At 62.0% G+C, this 17,742-nt stretch carries 17 protein-coding genes and 1 tRNA gene; 14 read left to right on the top strand and 4 right to left on the bottom strand.

What is annotated here, in order from left to right:
- Window positions 1-2 precede the first annotated feature (2 nt).
- From NKH52_RS09220 to NKH52_RS09210, 3 genes are read left to right on the top strand one after another with little or no spacing between them, the layout of a single operon-like run.
- A complete protein-coding gene (locus tag NKH52_RS09220; protein WP_352966836.1) occupies window positions 3-989 on the top strand; it encodes an ABC transporter permease in 987 nt (328 codons plus the stop codon).
- Window positions 986-1,945, top strand: coding sequence for an ABC transporter permease (locus NKH52_RS09215; protein ID WP_352729687.1), 960 nt, complete (start codon window positions 986-988; stop codon window positions 1,943-1,945). The genes NKH52_RS09220 and NKH52_RS09215 overlap by 4 nt, the downstream gene beginning before the upstream one ends.
- Window positions 1,942-3,261, top strand: a complete 1,320-nt coding sequence (locus NKH52_RS09210) for a M20 family metallopeptidase (protein ID WP_352966833.1) — start codon at window positions 1,942-1,944, stop codon at window positions 3,259-3,261. Before NKH52_RS09215 ends, NKH52_RS09210 begins: the two co-directional genes overlap by 4 nt.
- 254 nt (window positions 3,262-3,515) lie before the next feature.
- On the opposite strand, the gene NKH52_RS09205 is transcribed toward NKH52_RS09210, so the two are convergent.
- Together NKH52_RS09205 and tig are read right to left on the bottom strand one after the other, a co-directional pair.
- On the bottom strand, window positions 3,516-4,040 hold the full coding sequence (locus NKH52_RS09205; protein ID WP_352729683.1) for a hypothetical protein: 525 nt from the start codon (window positions 4,038-4,040) through the stop codon (window positions 3,516-3,518).
- A gap of 160 nt (window positions 4,041-4,200) precedes the next feature.
- A complete protein-coding gene (gene tig / locus NKH52_RS09200) occupies window positions 4,201-5,667 on the bottom strand; it encodes a trigger factor (protein WP_352729681.1) in 1,467 nt (488 codons plus the stop codon).
- 373 nt (window positions 5,668-6,040) lie between these two features.
- Between tig and NKH52_RS09195 the strand changes: the two genes are divergently transcribed.
- A tRNA-Leu gene (locus NKH52_RS09195) sits at window positions 6,041-6,125 on the top strand.
- A gap of 44 nt (window positions 6,126-6,169) precedes the next feature.
- On the opposite strand, the gene NKH52_RS09190 is transcribed toward NKH52_RS09195, so the two are convergent.
- Complete coding sequence (locus NKH52_RS09190; protein WP_352729680.1) at window positions 6,170-6,748, bottom strand: NUDIX domain-containing protein; 579 nt, start codon at window positions 6,746-6,748, stop codon at window positions 6,170-6,172.
- A 225-nt stretch (window positions 6,749-6,973) separates the two neighbouring features.
- On the opposite strand from NKH52_RS09190, the gene NKH52_RS09185 reads away from it, so the two are divergent.
- The 3 genes from NKH52_RS09185 to NKH52_RS09175 all read left to right on the top strand — a co-directional run bounded on the left by NKH52_RS09185 (window position 6,974) and on the right by NKH52_RS09175 (window position 8,873).
- Complete coding sequence (locus tag NKH52_RS09185; protein ID WP_352729678.1) at window positions 6,974-8,077, top strand: NADH:flavin oxidoreductase/NADH oxidase; 1,104 nt, start codon at window positions 6,974-6,976, stop codon at window positions 8,075-8,077.
- Between the two features lie 247 nt (window positions 8,078-8,324).
- Window positions 8,325-8,603 (top strand): DUF982 domain-containing protein, encoded by a 279-nt coding sequence (locus NKH52_RS09180; protein WP_013532012.1) that lies wholly within the window; start codon window positions 8,325-8,327, stop codon window positions 8,601-8,603.
- Window positions 8,604-8,633: 30 nt separating this feature from the next.
- Window positions 8,634-8,873 (top strand): DUF2188 domain-containing protein, encoded by a 240-nt coding sequence (locus NKH52_RS09175; RefSeq protein WP_013532013.1) that lies wholly within the window; start codon window positions 8,634-8,636, stop codon window positions 8,871-8,873.
- Window positions 8,874-9,032: 159 nt separating this feature from the next.
- Here the strand turns inward: NKH52_RS09175 and NKH52_RS09170 are convergent, their stop codons facing one another.
- Window positions 9,033-9,314: a hypothetical protein gene (locus NKH52_RS09170; RefSeq protein ID WP_352610642.1), complete on the bottom strand. Its 282-nt coding sequence runs from the start codon at window positions 9,312-9,314 to the stop codon at window positions 9,033-9,035.
- A 322-nt stretch (window positions 9,315-9,636) separates the two neighbouring features.
- On the opposite strand from NKH52_RS09170, the gene NKH52_RS09165 reads away from it, so the two are divergent.
- The 7 genes from NKH52_RS09165 to NKH52_RS09135 all read left to right on the top strand — a co-directional run bounded on the left by NKH52_RS09165 (window position 9,637) and on the right by NKH52_RS09135 (window position 17,741).
- Window positions 9,637-10,380: a competence/damage-inducible protein A gene (locus tag NKH52_RS09165; RefSeq protein WP_352729676.1), complete on the top strand. Its 744-nt coding sequence runs from the start codon at window positions 9,637-9,639 to the stop codon at window positions 10,378-10,380.
- Between the two features lie 81 nt (window positions 10,381-10,461).
- On the top strand, window positions 10,462-11,295 hold the full coding sequence (locus NKH52_RS09160) for a universal stress protein (RefSeq protein WP_352729674.1): 834 nt from the start codon (window positions 10,462-10,464) through the stop codon (window positions 11,293-11,295).
- A gap of 132 nt (window positions 11,296-11,427) precedes the next feature.
- On the top strand, window positions 11,428-11,928 hold the full coding sequence (gene gpt, locus NKH52_RS09155) for a xanthine phosphoribosyltransferase (RefSeq protein WP_352729672.1): 501 nt from the start codon (window positions 11,428-11,430) through the stop codon (window positions 11,926-11,928).
- 212 nt (window positions 11,929-12,140) lie between these two features.
- Window positions 12,141-12,629, top strand: coding sequence for an NUDIX hydrolase (locus tag NKH52_RS09150; RefSeq protein WP_023810435.1), 489 nt, complete (start codon window positions 12,141-12,143; stop codon window positions 12,627-12,629).
- A 132-nt stretch (window positions 12,630-12,761) separates the two neighbouring features.
- Window positions 12,762-13,073, top strand: a complete 312-nt coding sequence (locus NKH52_RS09145; protein WP_352729670.1) for a PilZ domain-containing protein — start codon at window positions 12,762-12,764, stop codon at window positions 13,071-13,073.
- A 599-nt stretch (window positions 13,074-13,672) separates the two neighbouring features.
- A complete protein-coding gene (locus NKH52_RS09140) occupies window positions 13,673-17,449 on the top strand; it encodes a vitamin B12-dependent ribonucleotide reductase (RefSeq protein ID WP_352729668.1) in 3,777 nt (1,258 codons plus the stop codon).
- Entirely contained in the window at window positions 17,397-17,741 is a 345-nt protein-coding gene (locus NKH52_RS09135; RefSeq protein ID WP_352729666.1) for a DUF2188 domain-containing protein, read from the top strand. Before NKH52_RS09140 ends, NKH52_RS09135 begins: the two co-directional genes overlap by 53 nt.
- Window position 17,742 lies beyond the last annotated feature (1 nt).

The raw sequence follows: 17,742 nt of genomic DNA, 5'->3' as shown, positions 1-17,742 counted from the left end.
AAATGAACGTGGTGCGGCAGTTTGGAAACGGTGTCTTCTCCATGAACGGGCGGGAGTGGTCTCTGCTTGTCGCCTGTTTGCTGGCGATCGTCATCTTTTCTGTCGCATCGCCGCACTACGCGACATCAGGCAATGCAGCCACGGTCTTGCGCAACAGCGTCGAACTGCTGCTGATCGGCCTTGGCATGACCCTGCTGCTCGCCATGGGCGGCATCGATGTGTCGATCGGCATCGTCATGGGTCTGGCGGCCATCGCCATCGGGCGCGTGCTCGGCGCCGGCGGCAATCCGCTGCTGGCGCTCATTGCAGGCCCTTTGGTCGGTGCGCTGCTGGGATGCGTGACCGCCGCCGTCGTTGTCCTCGGCCGCGTTCCGCCAATTGTCGGTACACTCGGCCTGCTCGGTGTCTACCGCACCGCCGTCTTCGTACTTCTCGGAGGGCAATGGCTTTCGGGCCTGCCCTCGAGCCTTACAGATCTTCTTGCAACCAGCGTGCTCGGCGTCCCCGTCCCTGCCCTGGTGATTGCCGCTGCCTATCTGGCCGTCTGGCTGGCGCTGCGGCGAACCCCTTATGGGCTTCATCTGCTGGCGATCGGCAATTCGGAGGAAAAAGCGCGGCTTTCTGGCATCCCAGTGATCAAGATCCGCTTCACGACCTTCGTCATCAGCGGTGTGCTGACTGGCATTGCCACCACGTTCTATGTCGCCACCTACCGCAATGTGGAGATGACGATCGGCAGCACGCTGGCGCTCGATGCCATTGCCGCGGTCATTCTTGGCGGGACCAGCATATTGGGCGGCAGATGCAGCCTGATCGGCACCGTGCTCGGCGTGCTGCTTCTGAGGATCCTGCAGAACGGCCTGCTGCTGATCGGTGTCCCTTCCCTTTGGCAGCCTGTCGTCACCGGCGTTCTCATCATCGGCGTGCTTGGCTTCGAAGCTGTTTGCAACCGATTGCCGCTCGGCAGATTTCAACGAGCCCGCGCATGAAAACGCTCCGCAACCTGCAGGGCCCGGCCCTTACCCTGGCTCTGCTCTGTATGCTTTGGCTGATCGTGATTGTCGGCCTGCTGGCGCTCAAGCCTTCTGTCTTCAATCCCGGCACCGTCACCACCATTCTTCAGTTCTCGACGATCCTTGCCCTGGTCGGCCTTGGACAAGGGTTGGTCATCATGGCCGGTGGCGCCGGCATCGACCTCTCGGTCGGCGGTGCGGTCTCGCTGTCCGCCATCGTCGCGATGCTTTGCCTCAAGCTGGGATTGCCGCCGGTCCTGCTGCCCGCCGTCTGCATCCTGGCCGGCGCGATGCTCGGTGCCTTGAACGGATGGCTGGTGAACGGGCTCGCGCTTCTCCCCTTCATCGCGACGCTCGGCACCTTCTTCGTCTATTCCGGCGCTGCACTTGCCATTACCGGCGGCGCGGCCCAAGCCGGCGTGCCCTCCTGGCTGCTTGTGTGGGGGCGCGGCGTCGTCATGGGCATTCCCCTGCCCTTTCTCACCCTTGCCATCCCCTGCTTTGCGCTAGCCGGTTTGGTGCTGCTCTCGACAGCGTGGGGGCGCTGGATCTACGCCATGGGCTTCAACGAACGCTCGGCCAGGCTGGTCGGTATTCCGGTCGATCGCGTTCGCTTGGTCCTCTACGCCTTGAGTGGCTCGCTCGCCGGCGCCGCGGGACTCGTCTCGATCGCCTGGCTCGGCAGCGGCAGGCCCAATATCGGCCAGAACCTCGAACTTGAATCGCTGACTGCCGCCATGCTCGGCGGCATCGCCATCACCGGAGGGCGCGGCGGCGTCGGCGGCGTGTTCGCGGCCGTCCTGCTGCTGGTCACACTGAAGACCGGCCTTCTGCAATTGAACATCAACACGGTTTGGCAGGTGGGGATTGTCGGCGCCCTTCTGGTTTTTGTCCTTCTCGCCGACCGACTTTCCCAACGTTGGAGATCATGATGCCGTCCATGGAAGAGATCATTGCCGCGCGCGTCGAGGCAAGCGCTGACCGTATCGTCCACACGCTGAGCGATCTCGTCGCCTTCCCCTCGATCGTGAAATCCGATCCAAAGGAGGCCGGCCCCGGCGAGCGTGATTGCCAGCTCTATCTGCAAAAGCGGATCGAGGCGCTAGGCTTCTCGACCGATCTATGGGACCCGGATGGCCCAGCACTCTACGAAAAATACAAGGGGCGGGCCGGCGCCAACAAAGGCAGGACGTTCGAAGGCCGGCCCAATCTCGGCGGCGTCTTGAAGGGCACGGGCGGCGGTCGCTCCATCATGCTGACCGGCCATATCGATGTCGTCCCGCCCGGCGCCGCCGGTCACTGGACGACCGAGCCGTTCCAGCCCGTCCTCAAGGACGGATTTCTACACGGCCGTGGTACGGTCGACATGAAAGGCGGCGTCGCCTGCATGCTGATGGCCGTCGAGATCCTGAGGGGACTCGACATTCCCCTGTCCGGAGACGTCGTCTTCACCACCGTGGTCGATGAGGAAATCGGCGGCATGGGGTCGCTGGCCATGGTCGATCGCGGCTTTCACGCCGACGCCGGCATCATGACCGAACCGACGGCGAACAGGATCGCACCGCTCTGTCACGGCATTCTGTGGGGAAAGATCATCATTGACGGCATAGGCGGGCATGCGGAACTGACGCCCAATGCCTGGTATTCGAGCGGCCCGGTCGATGCCGTCCAGCTCTGCCGGCAAATCCTCGACGGCATCGATATCCTCAACCGGCGCTGGATGTTCGATCCCAGAAAGAACCATCCGTTGATGGACCTGCCCAACCAGATCATCGTCACCCAGATGAGCGCCGGCGAACATCCCTCCTCCATGGCAGGGCGCGGCGAGATCATCATCGACGCCCAGTATCTGCCAAGCGAGCATGACGAGTTCAAACTGGGCGGCAACGTCAAACGCGAAATCGAAGAGCACATCGCCAATGTCTGTCAGGCAGACCCATATCTGCGAAAGCACCCCGCCCGCGTCGAGTGGATCCTCGACGCCGACTGCGCCGAAATCCCGTCGGACAATCCCTTTGTCGGCGTCTTCCAGGAGGCCGTCAAAGAAGCCAATCTCTCGCCGGTCCTGAGTGGCTTTGGCGCGCACAGCGACATCGGCCTGCCGACCGGACTCGGCAACACGCCGACCGTCAATTTCGGTCCCGGCGACCCCGCGCAGGCGCATCAGCCGAACGAACGCGTTTCGGTGCGCGATCTCGTCGATTGCACCAAGGCAATTGCAATTGCCGTCGAAAAATGGTGCCGCTAGCGGGCAGACGATTGGCAGTGCGACAACGCAGCATAGGGGCCATGGCCCTTCGACAAGAGCCGCGGCTTCTGGTCATCGACCGGCGGCGGCACGCCCTCGAGTTCCCGCCATGCGGCAAGTGATCGATCTTTGCCGCACTGCAGGCATGGTTGCGCCCCTGCCTGGTGACGTCGTCGCGTTCTGACACCCGGCGAGCTTGCGCACGTGATTTGAGCTGAACGCCTGTGCAGCAAGCCGTGCCCGTTGCGGTCCGTTCACGGCGGATCGGTGTTGCAGCTGCCGGCTACCTGGTTGACCGCTTCGCCGAACCCGGCGAGGTCGAAATCGGCCTCGCCGCGCCCCGCCAGCAGCCCGAACCGCCACGAAAGCTGGAGCCGGTTCGCGGCAACAAGGCGCCTGATGCCATCGACGCCATCGCGCACAAGCATCCGGCCGCGCGGCCCGACCGCCCAGCTTTCATCGAACTTGCTCTCCTGATCGACCGTGAGCGACATGGTGATCTTGCGGCTGGCCGAAACAGCGTCGTTCAATTGCAGCCATTCAGTCCAATGCGGCTCGCCGTTTGCCCGGCAGGCAATCGTCAGGATCGGGCTGTAGCTCAAGGCACCGCCGCCGGTGATCAGCTTGTTGGTGGCATAGAGCGAGGCCGTGACGAGGCCGTCTTCACTCGTGCCGAACCGCCAGTTGTCAGGCACCGTGCCGGCCTGGGCAATGCCGCAGACCGAAACAAGGATCAGCGCGATTACCGAAGCGTGTCCCAATTCGACGAACAGTCTCAACACGCCCTCCAACAACCAAGCGGCTTGCAATAGAAGCGCAGATAATGATCAAAGCTTGGTCGCCACAGGCCATCGCTCGCGAAGCATGGCGGCTGTTGCAGTTTGGCAACGAAAAAGGCCGCCTCGACGGCGGCCTTCCTGTTTCAGCGGAGCGCTGGTGTTATTCGGCGGCCTTCTTCTTCGGCGCGGCCTTCTTCTTGGGCTCTTCCGCGTCGTCGGCCGTCTTGGCGTCGGCCTTCTTGGCGGCGGCTTTCTTCGCCGGCTTCGCCTTGACGGCGGTCTCGTCCTCTTCGTCGTCGGCCATCAGCTCTTCCTTGCTGACCTTGACGTCGGTGACCGAAATCTGACCGAGCAGATGGTCGACCACCTTTTCCTCGAACATCGGTGCCCGCAGCGTGTTCAACGCTTCCGGGTTGTTGCGGTAGAACTCGAAGACTTCCTGCTGCTGGTTGCCCGGATAGCGGCGCACCTGCTCGAACAGGCCGCGCTGCAGCTCTTCGTCCGATACGGTGACGCCGGCCTTCTCGCCGATTTCAGCCAGTACCAGACCAAGGCGCACGCGGCGCTCGGCAAGCCGCAGATACTCGGCGCGCGCCTCTTCCTCCGTCGTCTCTTCGTCGGCGAAGGTGCGTCCGGCTGCTTCCAGGTCACGATTGACCTGCGCCCAGATGTTGTTGAACTCGGCGTCGACGAGCTTCGATGGCGCCTCGAACGAGTAGGACGCGTCGAGCTGGTCGAGCAGCTGGCGCTTGACCTTCTGGCGCGTCATGGCGCCGAACTGGTTCTCGATCTGGCCGCGCACGACGTCGCGCAGGCGTTCCAGCGACTCCAGGCCGAGGTTCTTGGCGGTCTCGTCGTTGATCTCCAGCGCGCCGGGCTGGGACACTTCCTTGACGGTAACGTCGAAGGTCGCTTCCTTGCCGGCCAGATGCGCGGCCTGGTAGTTTTCCGGGAAAGTCACGGTGACCTGCTTTTCGTCACCGGCCTTGGCGCCGACCAGTTGATCCTCGAAGCCGGGGATGAATTCCTTCGAACCCAACACCAGCGGCTGATCGGTGCCGGCGCCGCCATTGAAGGCTTCGCCGTCGATCTTGCCGACATAGTCGATGGTGACGCGGTCGCCATTGGCGGCCTTGCCGGTCTTCGGCTCGTAGCTGCGCGCCGATTCGGCAACACGCTGGACCTGCTCGTCGATCTCGGCATCAGGCACGTCGAACACCTGGCGTGTCACCTTGATGTCGGAAAAGTCTTTGATCTCGATCGCCGGAATGATCTCGTAGTTGAGGCGGAATTCGAAGTCAGCGCCGCCGGCCAGGATCTTCTCGGCTTCCTTCTCGTCCTCGGTCATGATGACTTCGGGCTGCATGGCAGCCTTTTCACCACGCCCGGTGATGATCGAGCGGGTCGAATCGTTGAGGATCTCGTTGACCACTTCGGCCATGAACGACTTGCCGTAGACCTTGCGCAGGTGCTGCACCGGCACCTTGCCGGGACGGAAGCCGTTGATGCGGACCTTGTTCCTGGCATCCGAAAGCCGCGCCATCAGCTTGGCTTCCATGTCACCGGCCGGCACGGTGATCTTGATCTCTCGCTTGAGACCGGAGTTGAGCGTTTCGGTGACCTGCATCGTAAAACCTTTGTTTTCACCAATGAGACTGCCACGGCCTCTGCCGTTCACAGCCTGCCGGTATATTCTTGCCGGGAATGGCTTTTGGTACGGAACCTGGCGATTTGACCGAAAACCCGGCTCAAACTCTCCCAAACTGCGTTCCAAAATGTGAATAAGTTCTTGTTTTTCCTACTTCTTATCACATTCTGCAGAAGCGGATCGTCGCGTCCCGTCACATTTGACACGCCTTTTGTCACAGGCGAGGCCAATTTTCAACAGTCTTCGCATCCCGGCGAATAACCAGCATTTGGACCTGACCACATCTTGTCACTGACCCACATCTTGTCTCCGACATTGACAGAATGATGGCCACATGGGATTGCCGGTCCATGCGGATGTGGCGGAACTGGTAGACGCCCTGGATTTAGGTTCCAGTGCCGAAAGGCGTGGGGGTTCGAGTCCCTTCATCCGCACCACCCTTCGCTCTTCGAGCTTCGGGTGGCGGCCACGGAAGCTCGGTTCAGGCAGCGATCGGATTGAGCTTCAGATGCTGGATCAGAATAATGGTCTTGGCGTCGAGGATACGGCCATCGGCGATGCCGGCCAGGGCCTCGTCGAGCGGCAGTTCCAGGACCTCGATGTCCTCGCCCTCTTCTTGCGCGCCGCCGCCGGCCGAGATGCGGTCGGCGGGTGAATAACGGGCGATGAAAAACCAGAGACGTTCGGTGACGCTGCCGGGGCTCATATAGGGCGAAAACAGCCGCTCGACGTTCTGCAGCCGGTAGCCGAGTTCTTCCTCCGCCTCCTTGCGGATGCAGGTTTCGGGATCGTTTTCGTCCAACAGGCCGGCACAGGCCTCGATCAGCGGCTCGCGGTGGCCGGTGACGTAGGCGGGATAGCGGAACTGGCGCACCAGAAGCACGGTCGAACGCAAGGGGTCGTAAGGCAGGATCACCGCGCCATCGCCGCGATCATAGGTCTGGCGGATTTGCGTCTCCCACTGACCGTCGCGCCGACGGTAGTCGAGAACGGTCTTCTTCAGGACGGCCCAGTCGTCGGAGAGGATTTCCTCCGAACGGACGCGAATACGATCTTCCATCGTGGTCTCCATGCAAAAGCGCGTCGCGCTTTATGCTCCTGTTTTATGCGTGTCGTTCTCCCAAACCGGGGCCACTTTTGGGCGCCATGCATTGCCGAGGCCTATCCGCGAACCGGCATTTCGGCAATCCCGTCAGTGATTGGTCCAGAACCCCTTTCACCGCCTCGTGTCTGGCGCAGGCGCCATCGGTCGCCTAAATAGCTGCGAACCCTCCCGGAGTTTCTCATGACAGCGTCGCTTTTCCAGTCGATCACCCTCGACGGCCTCACCTTTCCCAACCGCATCGCCGTCGCGCCGATGTGCCAGTATTCCGCCGACGACGGCTCGGCCAGTGACTGGCATCTCCATCACTGGATGAATCTCGCAATGTCCGGTGCCGGCATGGTCACAGTCGAGATGACCGATGTCGAGCGGCGCGGGCGTATTACCCATGGCTGCCTCGGCCTTTATTCCGAAGACAATGAAGCCGCCGCCCGCCGCGCACTGAACGCCGCACGACGCGTCGCCGCACCCGGCACGAAATTCGGCTCCCAACTCGCCCATGCCGGCCGCAAGGCTTCGAACCGCAAGCCGTGGGAAGGCGGCGGGCCACTGCAGCCAAACGAGGATCCCTGGCAGACCGTTTCCGCCTCGGCCATCCCCTACGACACCGGCTGGAACGTGCCGCACGCACTGGAGGACGAGGAGATCCTGCAGCTCATCGAACGCTTCGCCGAAGCCGCAAGGCGGGCCGAACGCGCCGGCTTCGATTTCATCGAACTGCACGCCGCGCATGGCTATTTGATCTTCCAGTTCCTGTCGCCCTTGTCCAACCAGCGCACGGACCGCTGGGGCGGCTCGCTGGAAAACCGCATGCGTCTTGCCGTCGAAATCGCCAAGGCGGTGCGCAAGGCTACGCCAAAGCTGATGCTCGGCGCGCGGCTGTCGGTGATGGATTGGGTCGATGGCGGCTTCGACGTGGCGGACGCGATCGAAGTGGCCAAAGCGCTCAAGGACGAGGGCGTTGCCTATCTCTGCTGCTCGAGCGGCGGCAATTCGCCGTTGCAGAAATTGCCCGCCGGCCCCGGCTATCAGGTGCACCTGGCGGAGGCGGTGCGCAAGGGTGCTGATATTCCGACCCGTGCCGTCGGCCTGATCGACGACCCCAAGCAGGCCGAAGCGATCCTCACGGAGGGCCGCGCCGACATGGTGGCGCTGGCGCGGGCCTTCCTGGCTGATCCGCGCTGGGGATGGCGTGCGGCGGCGACATTCAGCGAAACGATCCACCCGGCGCCGCAGCTTGCCCGTTCGGTGACGACGATGCAGCATTGGATGAAGGCGGTGGGCTGAACGGTCGGCGCTCCCGACACGCGCGCTCCTCCTGCCTCCAGACAGCTTGACGGTGCTTCGCTGCTATTCCGTCCGCAAGCTGTTGGCGTGGAGTAGGCGTGGCTGGGCTTGGGAGGAAACCTGTTCAGGGCATTCTTGCCGGTTGCGCGCTGACCGCAGGTGTAGAGCCTTCAAACAGCCTCTGAGACGTTTGGGCGCAGGCTGACGGCCATGGTTGCAACCAAATTGGCTGCTTTGCGTTGCGGCCATGATGGACAACAAACCTTTTGAAGTGCCGGTCGTCGTCGAACTTGGCCACGTCGGCAAATATCGCCACATCCGCAGCGCCCAGGAGGCCGCGGAGTGCCTGATGACGGTGTGGCCGCTCAATCGCGGCCCGCGCCATCGTGATGCCCTCGACACTTGCCTCAAAGTGCTGGAAGGTTATCGTTCGACAGCAGATGCGCGCCGGGCGCTGATTGAAGCCGCCAAGGAATCGGAAGTGCTGGTGCCCGACGACAGACTGCCCGACGACCGGCTGCATTGAGCAGACGGACCTTTCAACCGGAGGTTTTCCATGGCGAAGCTGACTTACAAGATCGTCGAGCATGACGGCGGCTGGGCCTACAAGGTCGGAGCGACCTTTTCCGAGACGTTTCCCACGCATCAGGACGCATTGCGCGCAGCCGAAATCGCCTCGGCCGAGCAGCAGGTCGCCGGAGCGACCGACGGCATCCAGTATGAGGACGCCGAAGGCAAATGGCACGAAGAATTGGCCGACGGCCGCGACCGGCCGCAGACAGAAGTCTCAGATTAATTCGGTATAGCGCTTGATGTTGAGCGGTCCGACAGGGCGCCGACCGCAGCGCCGTCCGGAGAAAGGACGCGCCAGCGGCCAGCGGCTGTCCTTGCGGACTAGCCCTCGAACATTGCTTTCCAGAAAATCAGTGTGCGCTTTTCGGAAATCGCGTTCTGGCTATTTGCCGCAATACTGATCGTTGACGTTTTGCCCTGCGTTGGCGTCCGGGCCTGGCGTGTTGTGGGCACATGGGCCTATTGCGCCGGTATTGCCTTGGGTGTTCAATCCGGAGCCGTCACTGATGCTTCCCGTGGTATAAGGGTCGACGGTTGTCTGGTCGCTGTTGCCGAACAGCCACCAATCACGATTGTTGGAATACCTGTCGTCCAGTGACTGCGCCATCGCCGATGTTGCGAGACCGATCGTCAGAACAGATGCTGCGAGAATTTTTGTAACCATTGAATCACTCCGTATCTTAGCCGCCTTGGGTGCGACACTCATAAAACCCGGTAGTCAGCCGAATGGTTCCTTGAAATTGTCGTGAAGCTCAGTTGAGGCCCTGACCAGCAAAGCCCGGCCGGCGATGCGCTCCATGAATGCGGCGGTTCGCTCCGGGATCACGAATTGCGGCATGTGCCCTATTCCCTCGACCAGTTCGAACCTAGATCCTTGACCTCATCGGCTCGCCTTGGCGGCGCGAAGATGACATTGCGGCCACCGTCGCGCCGCGCTATCTCAGACCACTCGCCTTCCCAGGCCACTCGCCTTGCCGGAGCCTTCCATGCCTGAAATCGTGACCGCCGCCATGCTCGTCATCGGCGATGAGATTCTGTCCGGCCGCACCAAGGACAAGAATATCGGCCATCTCGCCGACATCATGACGGCGATCGGCATCGACCTGAAGGAAGTGCGCATCGTCCCTGACGAGGAAGATGAGATCATCGCAGCGGTGAATGCCGTGCGCAGTCGTTACACCTATGTGTTCACCACCGGCGGCATCGGCCCGACGCATGACGACATCACGGCCGATTCCATTTCCAAGGCTTTTGGCGTGCCTTGCGAATACGATGCCAAGGCCTATGCGATGCTGGAGGCGAGCTATGCCGCGCGCGGCATCGAATACACCGAGGCCCGCAAGCGCATGGCGCGGATGCCGCGCGGCGCCGATCTCATCGACAATCCGGTGTCGGTCGCACCTGGCTTCCGCATCGGCAACGTCCACGTCATGGCCGGCGTGCCATCGATTTTCCAAGCCATGCTCGACAATGTCGTGCCGACGCTGAAGGCCGGCACGAAGATGCTTTCGGCGACCGTGCCCTGCCCCTTCGGCGAAGGCCTCATCGGCGGGCCGCTGGGTGATATCCAGAAAGCGCATCCCGATACGATCATCGGCTCCTACCCGAAATATGGCGACGGCAAGTTCTGGACCGAACTGGTCGTGCGTGCCCGCAGCCAGGAGGCGCTGGACGCCGCCCGCGCCGATGTCGAGGCGATGGTCGCCGGCTTCGCCAGCAATCCCGGCTGATCTGGTCCAGGCCGGAACAAAGCACGACTCTGCAACGTTTCCCCGGCACGAGTTCGCCGGCTCGTAAACCGAGGGATTGTCATGCGATTCAAAACCATCGTCGCCATTCTGCAGAACGAGCAGGACGCCGAGCGCGTGCTCGACTGCGCCATTCCGCTCGCCACCCGGTTTCAGAGCCATCTGGTCGGCATCCACGCCGAAACGCTTCCCGTGCCCTACACCTCCGCCACAGGCTTTCCGGACACCGAATTCCTGCAGGTTTCGGCAGATATGAACCGGGAACGGGCCGAGAAGTTGAGGACGCTGTTTCTCAGGCATATCGAGGATTCCGGTCTTTCCTTCGAGTGGCGAAGCCTGGAAAGCTTTTCGGGTGACAGCGCGCTGACCGGGATTTCGAGCGTGCGGGCCGCCGACCTGATCATAGCGGCGCAGCGCGAAACGGGCGGCGATTCCAGTGCCGACGTAGACACGCTGGTCTACGATGCCGGCCGGCCGGTGCTGGTGGTGCCGCACGAGGGTCCGCTGATCACCACCTTCAAACGCGTCTTGCTCGCCTGGAACGGAAGCAAGGAAGCGGCACGCGCCGCCTTCGACGCGCTGCCTTTCATCATCGAAGCCGAGAAGACCGACATATTGGTTATCGACCCTCCTGAGACGCTCGACGACAGCCCGGAGGCCGCCGGCGCCGAAATCGCGTCGGCGCTATCGCGCCACGGCGCCACCGTCAGCGTCTCGGTGCAGCAGTCGGGCGGCAGTTCGGTCGATGACATCATCCAGACCAGGATCGCGGAGACCGGCGCCGATCTGCTGGTGCTCGGCGCCTACAGCCACTCATGGCTGCGCCAGCTGCTGTTCGGCGGGGTGACGCGCACTGTGCTGCGCACCGCGCCGGTGGCAGCCTTCCTGTCGCGGTAAGTCCACAGCGGCCGCTGGCCCTTGCCCCTGCCTAGGCCCTTGCTCTTGCCAAGATGGGGGCTTTCCAGCTAATTCCGCGCGCATTCCCCTGTTTTCCTGCGCGCGATCCCCGCGTGCTGTGGAGTGCGCGACATGTCCCTTCCCGAAAAAGCCTTTCCGGTCTCCTGGGACCAGTTCCATCGCGACGCCCGGGCGCTCGCCTGGCGGCTTGCCGGCGCCAACAAGGGGCAATGGAAAGCGATCGTCTGCATCACGCGAGGCGGGCTGGTGCCCGCGGCGATCATCTCGCGTGAACTCGGCATCCGCGTCATCGAGACGGTCTGCGTCGCCTCCTATCACGACTATGCCAGCCAGGGGCAGTTGCAGGTCCTCAAGGAGATCACCCCTGCCCTTCTCGACGAAGACGGCGCCGGCGTGCTGATCATCGACGACCTGACCGACACCGGCAAGACGGCGGGCATCGTGCGCGCGATGATGCCCAAGGCGCATTTCGCCACCGTCTATGCCAAGCCGAAAGGCAGGCCGCTGGTCGATACTTTCGTCACTGAAGTCAGCCAGGACACCTGGATCTATTTCCCGTGGGACATGGGCTTCACCTACCAGAAGCCGATCGCCGACGACCACGCCGGCTGATTCGGAACTACCTGCCTGTTACAGACCGGCAGCTTGCACTGGGCATGATTTGCTTTCGCAAACAGGTCCGGCAGGGCCGGATATTTTGTGAAATCGACGTCTATCGGCGGAAATCGGCCAAGCGAATGAAATTTTTTACTTTTATTGCCGACAATTAGCCGTAAGATTCGTGAGACGGCAAACGATTCCGGAGGCTGGGGCTAGCTTCTTCGATGTTGACGAGGCCAACGACACACAATCATCTGGCCGAAAGGGTCCGACGGCTCTTCGGCACGGCGCCGTGCCGCCTGCAGGTTGCCGCCCTGCCCTGGCGCGACACGGGAGACGGCGTCGAAATCATGCTGATCACCAGCCGCGATACCGGCCGTTGGGTTTTGCCCAAGGGCTGGCCGGAGGCCAGGGAGCCGCTCTGCGAGGCCGCGGCGCGCGAAGCCGGCGAGGAAGCCGGACTGCGCGGCCGTGTCTCTCATCTTGAAGCCGGCCGTTACTTCTACGCCAAGGTACTGGCTTCCGGCGAAGAAGTGCCGTGCGAGGTCCTGGTGTTCCCGCTGCACGTCGACAAAGTCGCGGACCGCTGGAAGGAGAAACACTCACGCACCCGCAAATGGGTCCGTGCAAGCGAAGCGGTGCGCATGGTCAACGAACCCGACCTTTGCCAGATCATCGCCTATTTCTGCGCCGACCCGCACAGCTTCTCCTGACGGGCGGCTACACCGCGCTCTTTGCAAAACGGGACTGGCTAGCAAAGGCTAGACATGCGTTGCCGCGTATCGACATGAATGCTTTGCTAAGGAATCAAGGATAGGATTCGGCAGCTCTGGTATTTTTGATCGATGGCGAATCCCGCAAATCCAATTCCAAACGAGTCCGACGAGCCCCAGCGTGAGCGTCGTCCGCGCGTGCTCAAGGGCGGGTCGATCATCACCGGAATTTCGAATTCGGAAGTCGGCTGCACGCTGCGCAATCAGCACGACGGCGGCGCCGAACTGAAGATACCGCTCGAAGCCCGGATCCCAGATCGATTCCTTCTCTATGTGCCGCTCGACGGCGTTGCCTATCGGTGCGAGGTCCGCTGGCGTCGCAACGACCGTATCGGGGTGCAGTTCACCGGCACCGAGCCAAAGCCCCGGCTGCATTACGGCTGACGCCCGGGCAAGCTTGCGCGCAGAAAATCGTGATCCGCGCCTGCATTCTATCCCCGTTATCCACATATGTGACACACAAGATGTTGGGGTCACAAAAGCTACGCAAACGAATCCTTGACGGCGCAAAACGAGTCGCCTTTTATAGGCCATGTGCTCCTGTTGAGAGTGCGACCGGAAAGTTCTGAGCCCGGTCTTTTTTCCCGGACTATGTGCGTTTTTGCTCGCATTTCCGCCTGTTTACGAGGCCGGCGGAAGCGTTGGGATTGTGGGGCGGTTGGGGACGATAGGGACAATTGTCGGGCTTGAATAAATTGTCTGTTAATACTATATTTAGTGTTTGCAGGTAGGTTCGACGCTAGATAGTGTGAATTTCCCTCGATCGAGGGAATCGGAAAAAATCAGTTTTGAGGGACCCGCGGGTTCGTCGGCGCGTTGGACAGATACTTCGCAAGGAGTTTGACCAGCAGGGCCGGCGGAGACCGCGAAAATGGAGAGCCGGTCGTTTCGAACGCCCGGCAGACGGCGGACATGCGCGTTTCGCATCGGGGGCAGAAATCCCTTGGGAAAAGCGCTATATATAGACAAAAGGGACCGGACCAATGCGCATCGAGCGTCGTTTCACCAAGCCAGGACAATCTGCCTACGCGGAGATCGAATTCCGCAAGGCGCTTTCGGAGATCAAGAATCCGGACGGCTCGGTGGTGTTCCGCTTGGACAATATCGACGTGCCGGCGCAGTTCTCCCAGGTTGCAGCCGATATCCTGGCGCAGAAATATTTCCGCAAGGCCGGTGTGCCGGCGCGCCTGAAGAAGATCGAAGAGAACGACGTCCCCTCCTTCCTCTGGCGCTCCGTCGCCGATGAGGCGGAACTCGCCAAGCTGCCGGAAGCCGAGCGCTACGGTTCCGAGATCGACGCCCGCCAGGTTTTCGACCGGCTTGCCGGCACCTGGACTTACTGGGGCTGGAAAGGCGGCTACTTCAAGGGGTCGGAGGAAGACGCGCGCGCCTTCCGCGACGAGCTTGCCTATATGCTGGCCACTCAGCGCGTCGCGCCGAACTCGCCGCAATGGTTCAACACCGGCCTGCACTGGGCCTATGGCATTGACGGCCCGAGCCAGGGCCACTTCTATGTCGACCCGTTCACCGGCAAGCTGACCAAGTCGAAATCCTCCTACGAGCATCCGCAGCCGCATGCCTGCTTCATCCAGGGCGTACAGGACGATCTCGTCAACGAGGGCGGCATCATGGACCTTTGGGTGCGTGAAGCGCGCCTGTTCAAATACGGCTCCGGCACCGGCTCCAACTTCTCGCTGCTGCGCGGTGAAGGCGAAAAGCTGTCGGGCGGCGGCCGCTCGTCGGGCCTGATGAGTTTCCTCAAGATCGGCGACCGCGCGGCGGGCGCCATCAAGTCGGGCGGCACCACGCGCCGCGCCGCCAAAATGGTCATTGTCGACGCCGACCACCCCGATATCGAGGAATTCATCGACTGGAAGGTCAATGAAGAGCAGAAGGTCGCCTCGCTGGTGACCGGCTCGAAGATCGTCAAGAAGCATCTCGAAGCGATCATGAAGGCCTGCGTCAACTGCGAAGGCAATGGCGACGACTGCTTCGATCCGTCGATCAACTCCGCGCTGAAGCGCGAGATCAAGGCGGCCAAGAAATCCGCTGTGCCGGAGAACTACATCTACCGCGTCATCCAGTTCGCCAAGCAGGGCTATAGCTCGATGTCGTTCAAGACCTACGACACCGACTGGGATTCGGATGCCTACCTCACGGTTTCGGGCCAGAACTCCAACAATTCGGTGTCGCTGAAGGACAATTTCCTGCGCGCCGTCGAGGACGATGCCGACTGGCACCTGACCGCCCGCAAGGACGGCAAGGTGTTGAAGACGCTGAAGGCCAGGGATCTCTGGGAAAAGATCGGTTACGCCGCCTGGGCGTCGGCCGATCCGGGCCTGCATTTCAACACCACGATGAATGACTGGCACACCTGCGCTTCCGCCGGTGCGATCCGGGCGTCCAACCCGTGCTCCGAATACATGTTCCTCGACGACACGGCCTGCAATCTCGCCTCGATCAATCTGCTGCCCTACCGCAACGCCGACGGCACGATCGACATCGCAGCCTACGAGCACACGGTGCGGCTGTGGACCATCGTTCTCGAAATCTCGGTCATGATGGCGCAGTTCCCGTCGAAGGAGATCGCCAAGCAGTCCTACGAATACCGCACGCTCGGCCTCGGCTATGCCAATATCGGCGGCCTGCTGATGACGTCGGGCATTCCCTACGACTCCGATGAAGGCCGCGCGATCTGCGCCGCACTCACCGCGATCATGACCGGCATGGCTTATGCCACCTCGGCCGAGATGGCCAGCGAGCTCGGCGCCTTCGCCGACTACGACCGCAATGCGCAGAACATGCTGCGCGTCATGCGCAACCATCGCCGTGCCGCCTATGGCGAGAAGCAGGGCTACGAGAAGCTCGCCGTCAATCCGGTGCCGCTGGTCGCTTCCGACCTGAAGCAGCAGGACCTTGCTACCCACGCCAAGGCCGCCTGGGACCGCGCCATCGAACTCGGCGAGGAGCATGGCTACCGCAACGCGCAGGCGACCGTGATCGCGCCGACCGGCACGATCGGCCTGGTCATGGATTGCGACACTACCGGCATCGAGCCCGACTTCGCGCTGGTGAAGTTCAAGAAACTGGCCGGCGGCGGCTACTTCAAGATCATCAACCGCGCCGTGCCGGAAGCGCTGCGCACGCTCGGCTATTCCGAAGCCCAGATCGCCGAGATGGAGGCCTATGCGGTCGGCCACGGCAACCTCAACCAGGCGCCGGCCATCAACCCCGGCGCGCTCAAGGCCAAGGGCTTCACCGACGACAAGATCGCCGCGCTCAACGCAGCCTTGAAGTCGGCCTTCGACATCAAGTTCGTCTTCAACCAGTGGACGCTCGGCGCCGACTGGGTGAAGGAGACGTTCGGGTTCACCGACGAGCAGCTCAACGACTTCTCGTTCGAGATCCTGCCGGCGCTCGGCTTCTCCCGCAAAGACATCGAGGCCGCCAACATCCATGTCTGCGGTGCGATGACGCTGGAAGGCGCGCCCTTCCTCAAGGCCGAACACCTGGCGGTGTTCGACTGCGCCAGCCCGTGCGGCAAGATCGGCAAGCGCTCGCTTTCGATCAACAGCCACATCCAGATGATGGCGGCGGCACAGCCCTTCATTTCCGGCGCCATCTCCAAGACCATCAACATGCCCAACGATGCGACGGTGGAAGACGCCAAGGGCGCCTACATGCTGTCGTGGAAGCTGGCGCTGAAGGCCAACGCGCTCTACCGCGACGGCTCGAAACTGTCGCAGCCGCTCAATTCCTCGCTGCTCGCCGATGGCGAGGACGACGAGGATGATGCCGTCGAGCAGCTGCTCGCCGCACCTGCGGCAGCACGTGCCGCACAGATCACCGAGCGGATCGTCGAGCGCATCATCGAGCGCGTGTCGCGCGAGCAGGAAAAGCTGCCCGGCCGCCGCAAGGGTTACACGCAGAAGGCCAAGATCGGTGGCAACACCATCTTCCTGCGCACCGGCGAATATGACGATGGCCGTCTCGGCGAGATCTTCATCGACATGAACAAGGAAGGCGCGACCTTGCGTGGCCTTCTCAACAACTTCGCCATCGCCATTTCGCTCGGCCTGCAGTACGGCGTGCCACTCGACGAATATGTGCACGCCTTCACCTTCACCAAGTTCGAGCCGGCCGGCATGGTGCAGGGCAACGACGCCATCAAGAGCGCGACGTCGATCCTCGACTACGTGTTCCGCGAACTGGCGATCTCCTATCTCGGCCGCAACGACCTCGCCCATGTCGACCAGTCGGACTTTTCCAACACCGCGCTTGGCCGCGGCATCAGCGAAGGCAAGACCGATGCGGTCTCCAAGGGCCTGACCCGTGGCGCCTCGCCGGTAAAGCTGGTGTCGCGTGTCAGCGGCAATGATCCGAAAGGCTTTGCGGCCCCCTCGGGCGCCCCTGCCCGCTCAGTGCCGACCGCCTTCTCCGGCTCCAACGTGCTGGCCCTGAAACCGGCCAGCGACGAAGCGGTCGCCTACAAGCGCGACTATGAGGAGCGGGCGAAGGAACTGGCCGAGGACATCGCCTTCGAGGAAGCGGCTGCTTCCGACGCCACGGCGGGATTGTTCACCGACGCCGCGGCCGTTGAGGCGGCCGAAGCCAAGAAACTCGCCAACGACCGCCGCGCCAAATCGCTGCTCCAGGGCTACACCGGCAATTCCTGCTCCGAGTGCCAGAATTTTACCATGGTGCGGAATGGGACTTGTGAGAAGTGCGATACATGCGGCTCGACGAGCGGGTGCAGCTGAGGAAAAAGGTTGCAGGAGGCTCGAAGCTGGCCTAAGTTTGTTCGCGATTTGTTCACAAGGGAGAAGAACGATGGCGGAAAATTATTGGACTACTAAGCGTAACGACGGCTGGGCCGTTAAGAAAGAGGGGGCAAGTCGAGCATCTTCGGTGCATTCAACCCAGGCTGAAGCTTGGTCTGAAACAAGAAGACTTGCGCGGGGCGCACAAAGTGAAGCATTATTGCAGGGAACGGACGGCAAAATTAGAGCTAGGAATTCATATGGGAATGACCCCTATCCGCCGAAAGGATAGT

This window comes from Mesorhizobium sp. M1066 (assembly GCF_040318635.1).
Taxonomy (GTDB): Bacteria; Pseudomonadota; Alphaproteobacteria; order Rhizobiales; family Rhizobiaceae; genus Mesorhizobium.
Note: the sequence above shows the minus strand (reverse complement) of the source record. Positions and strands in the feature narration are given on the sequence as shown.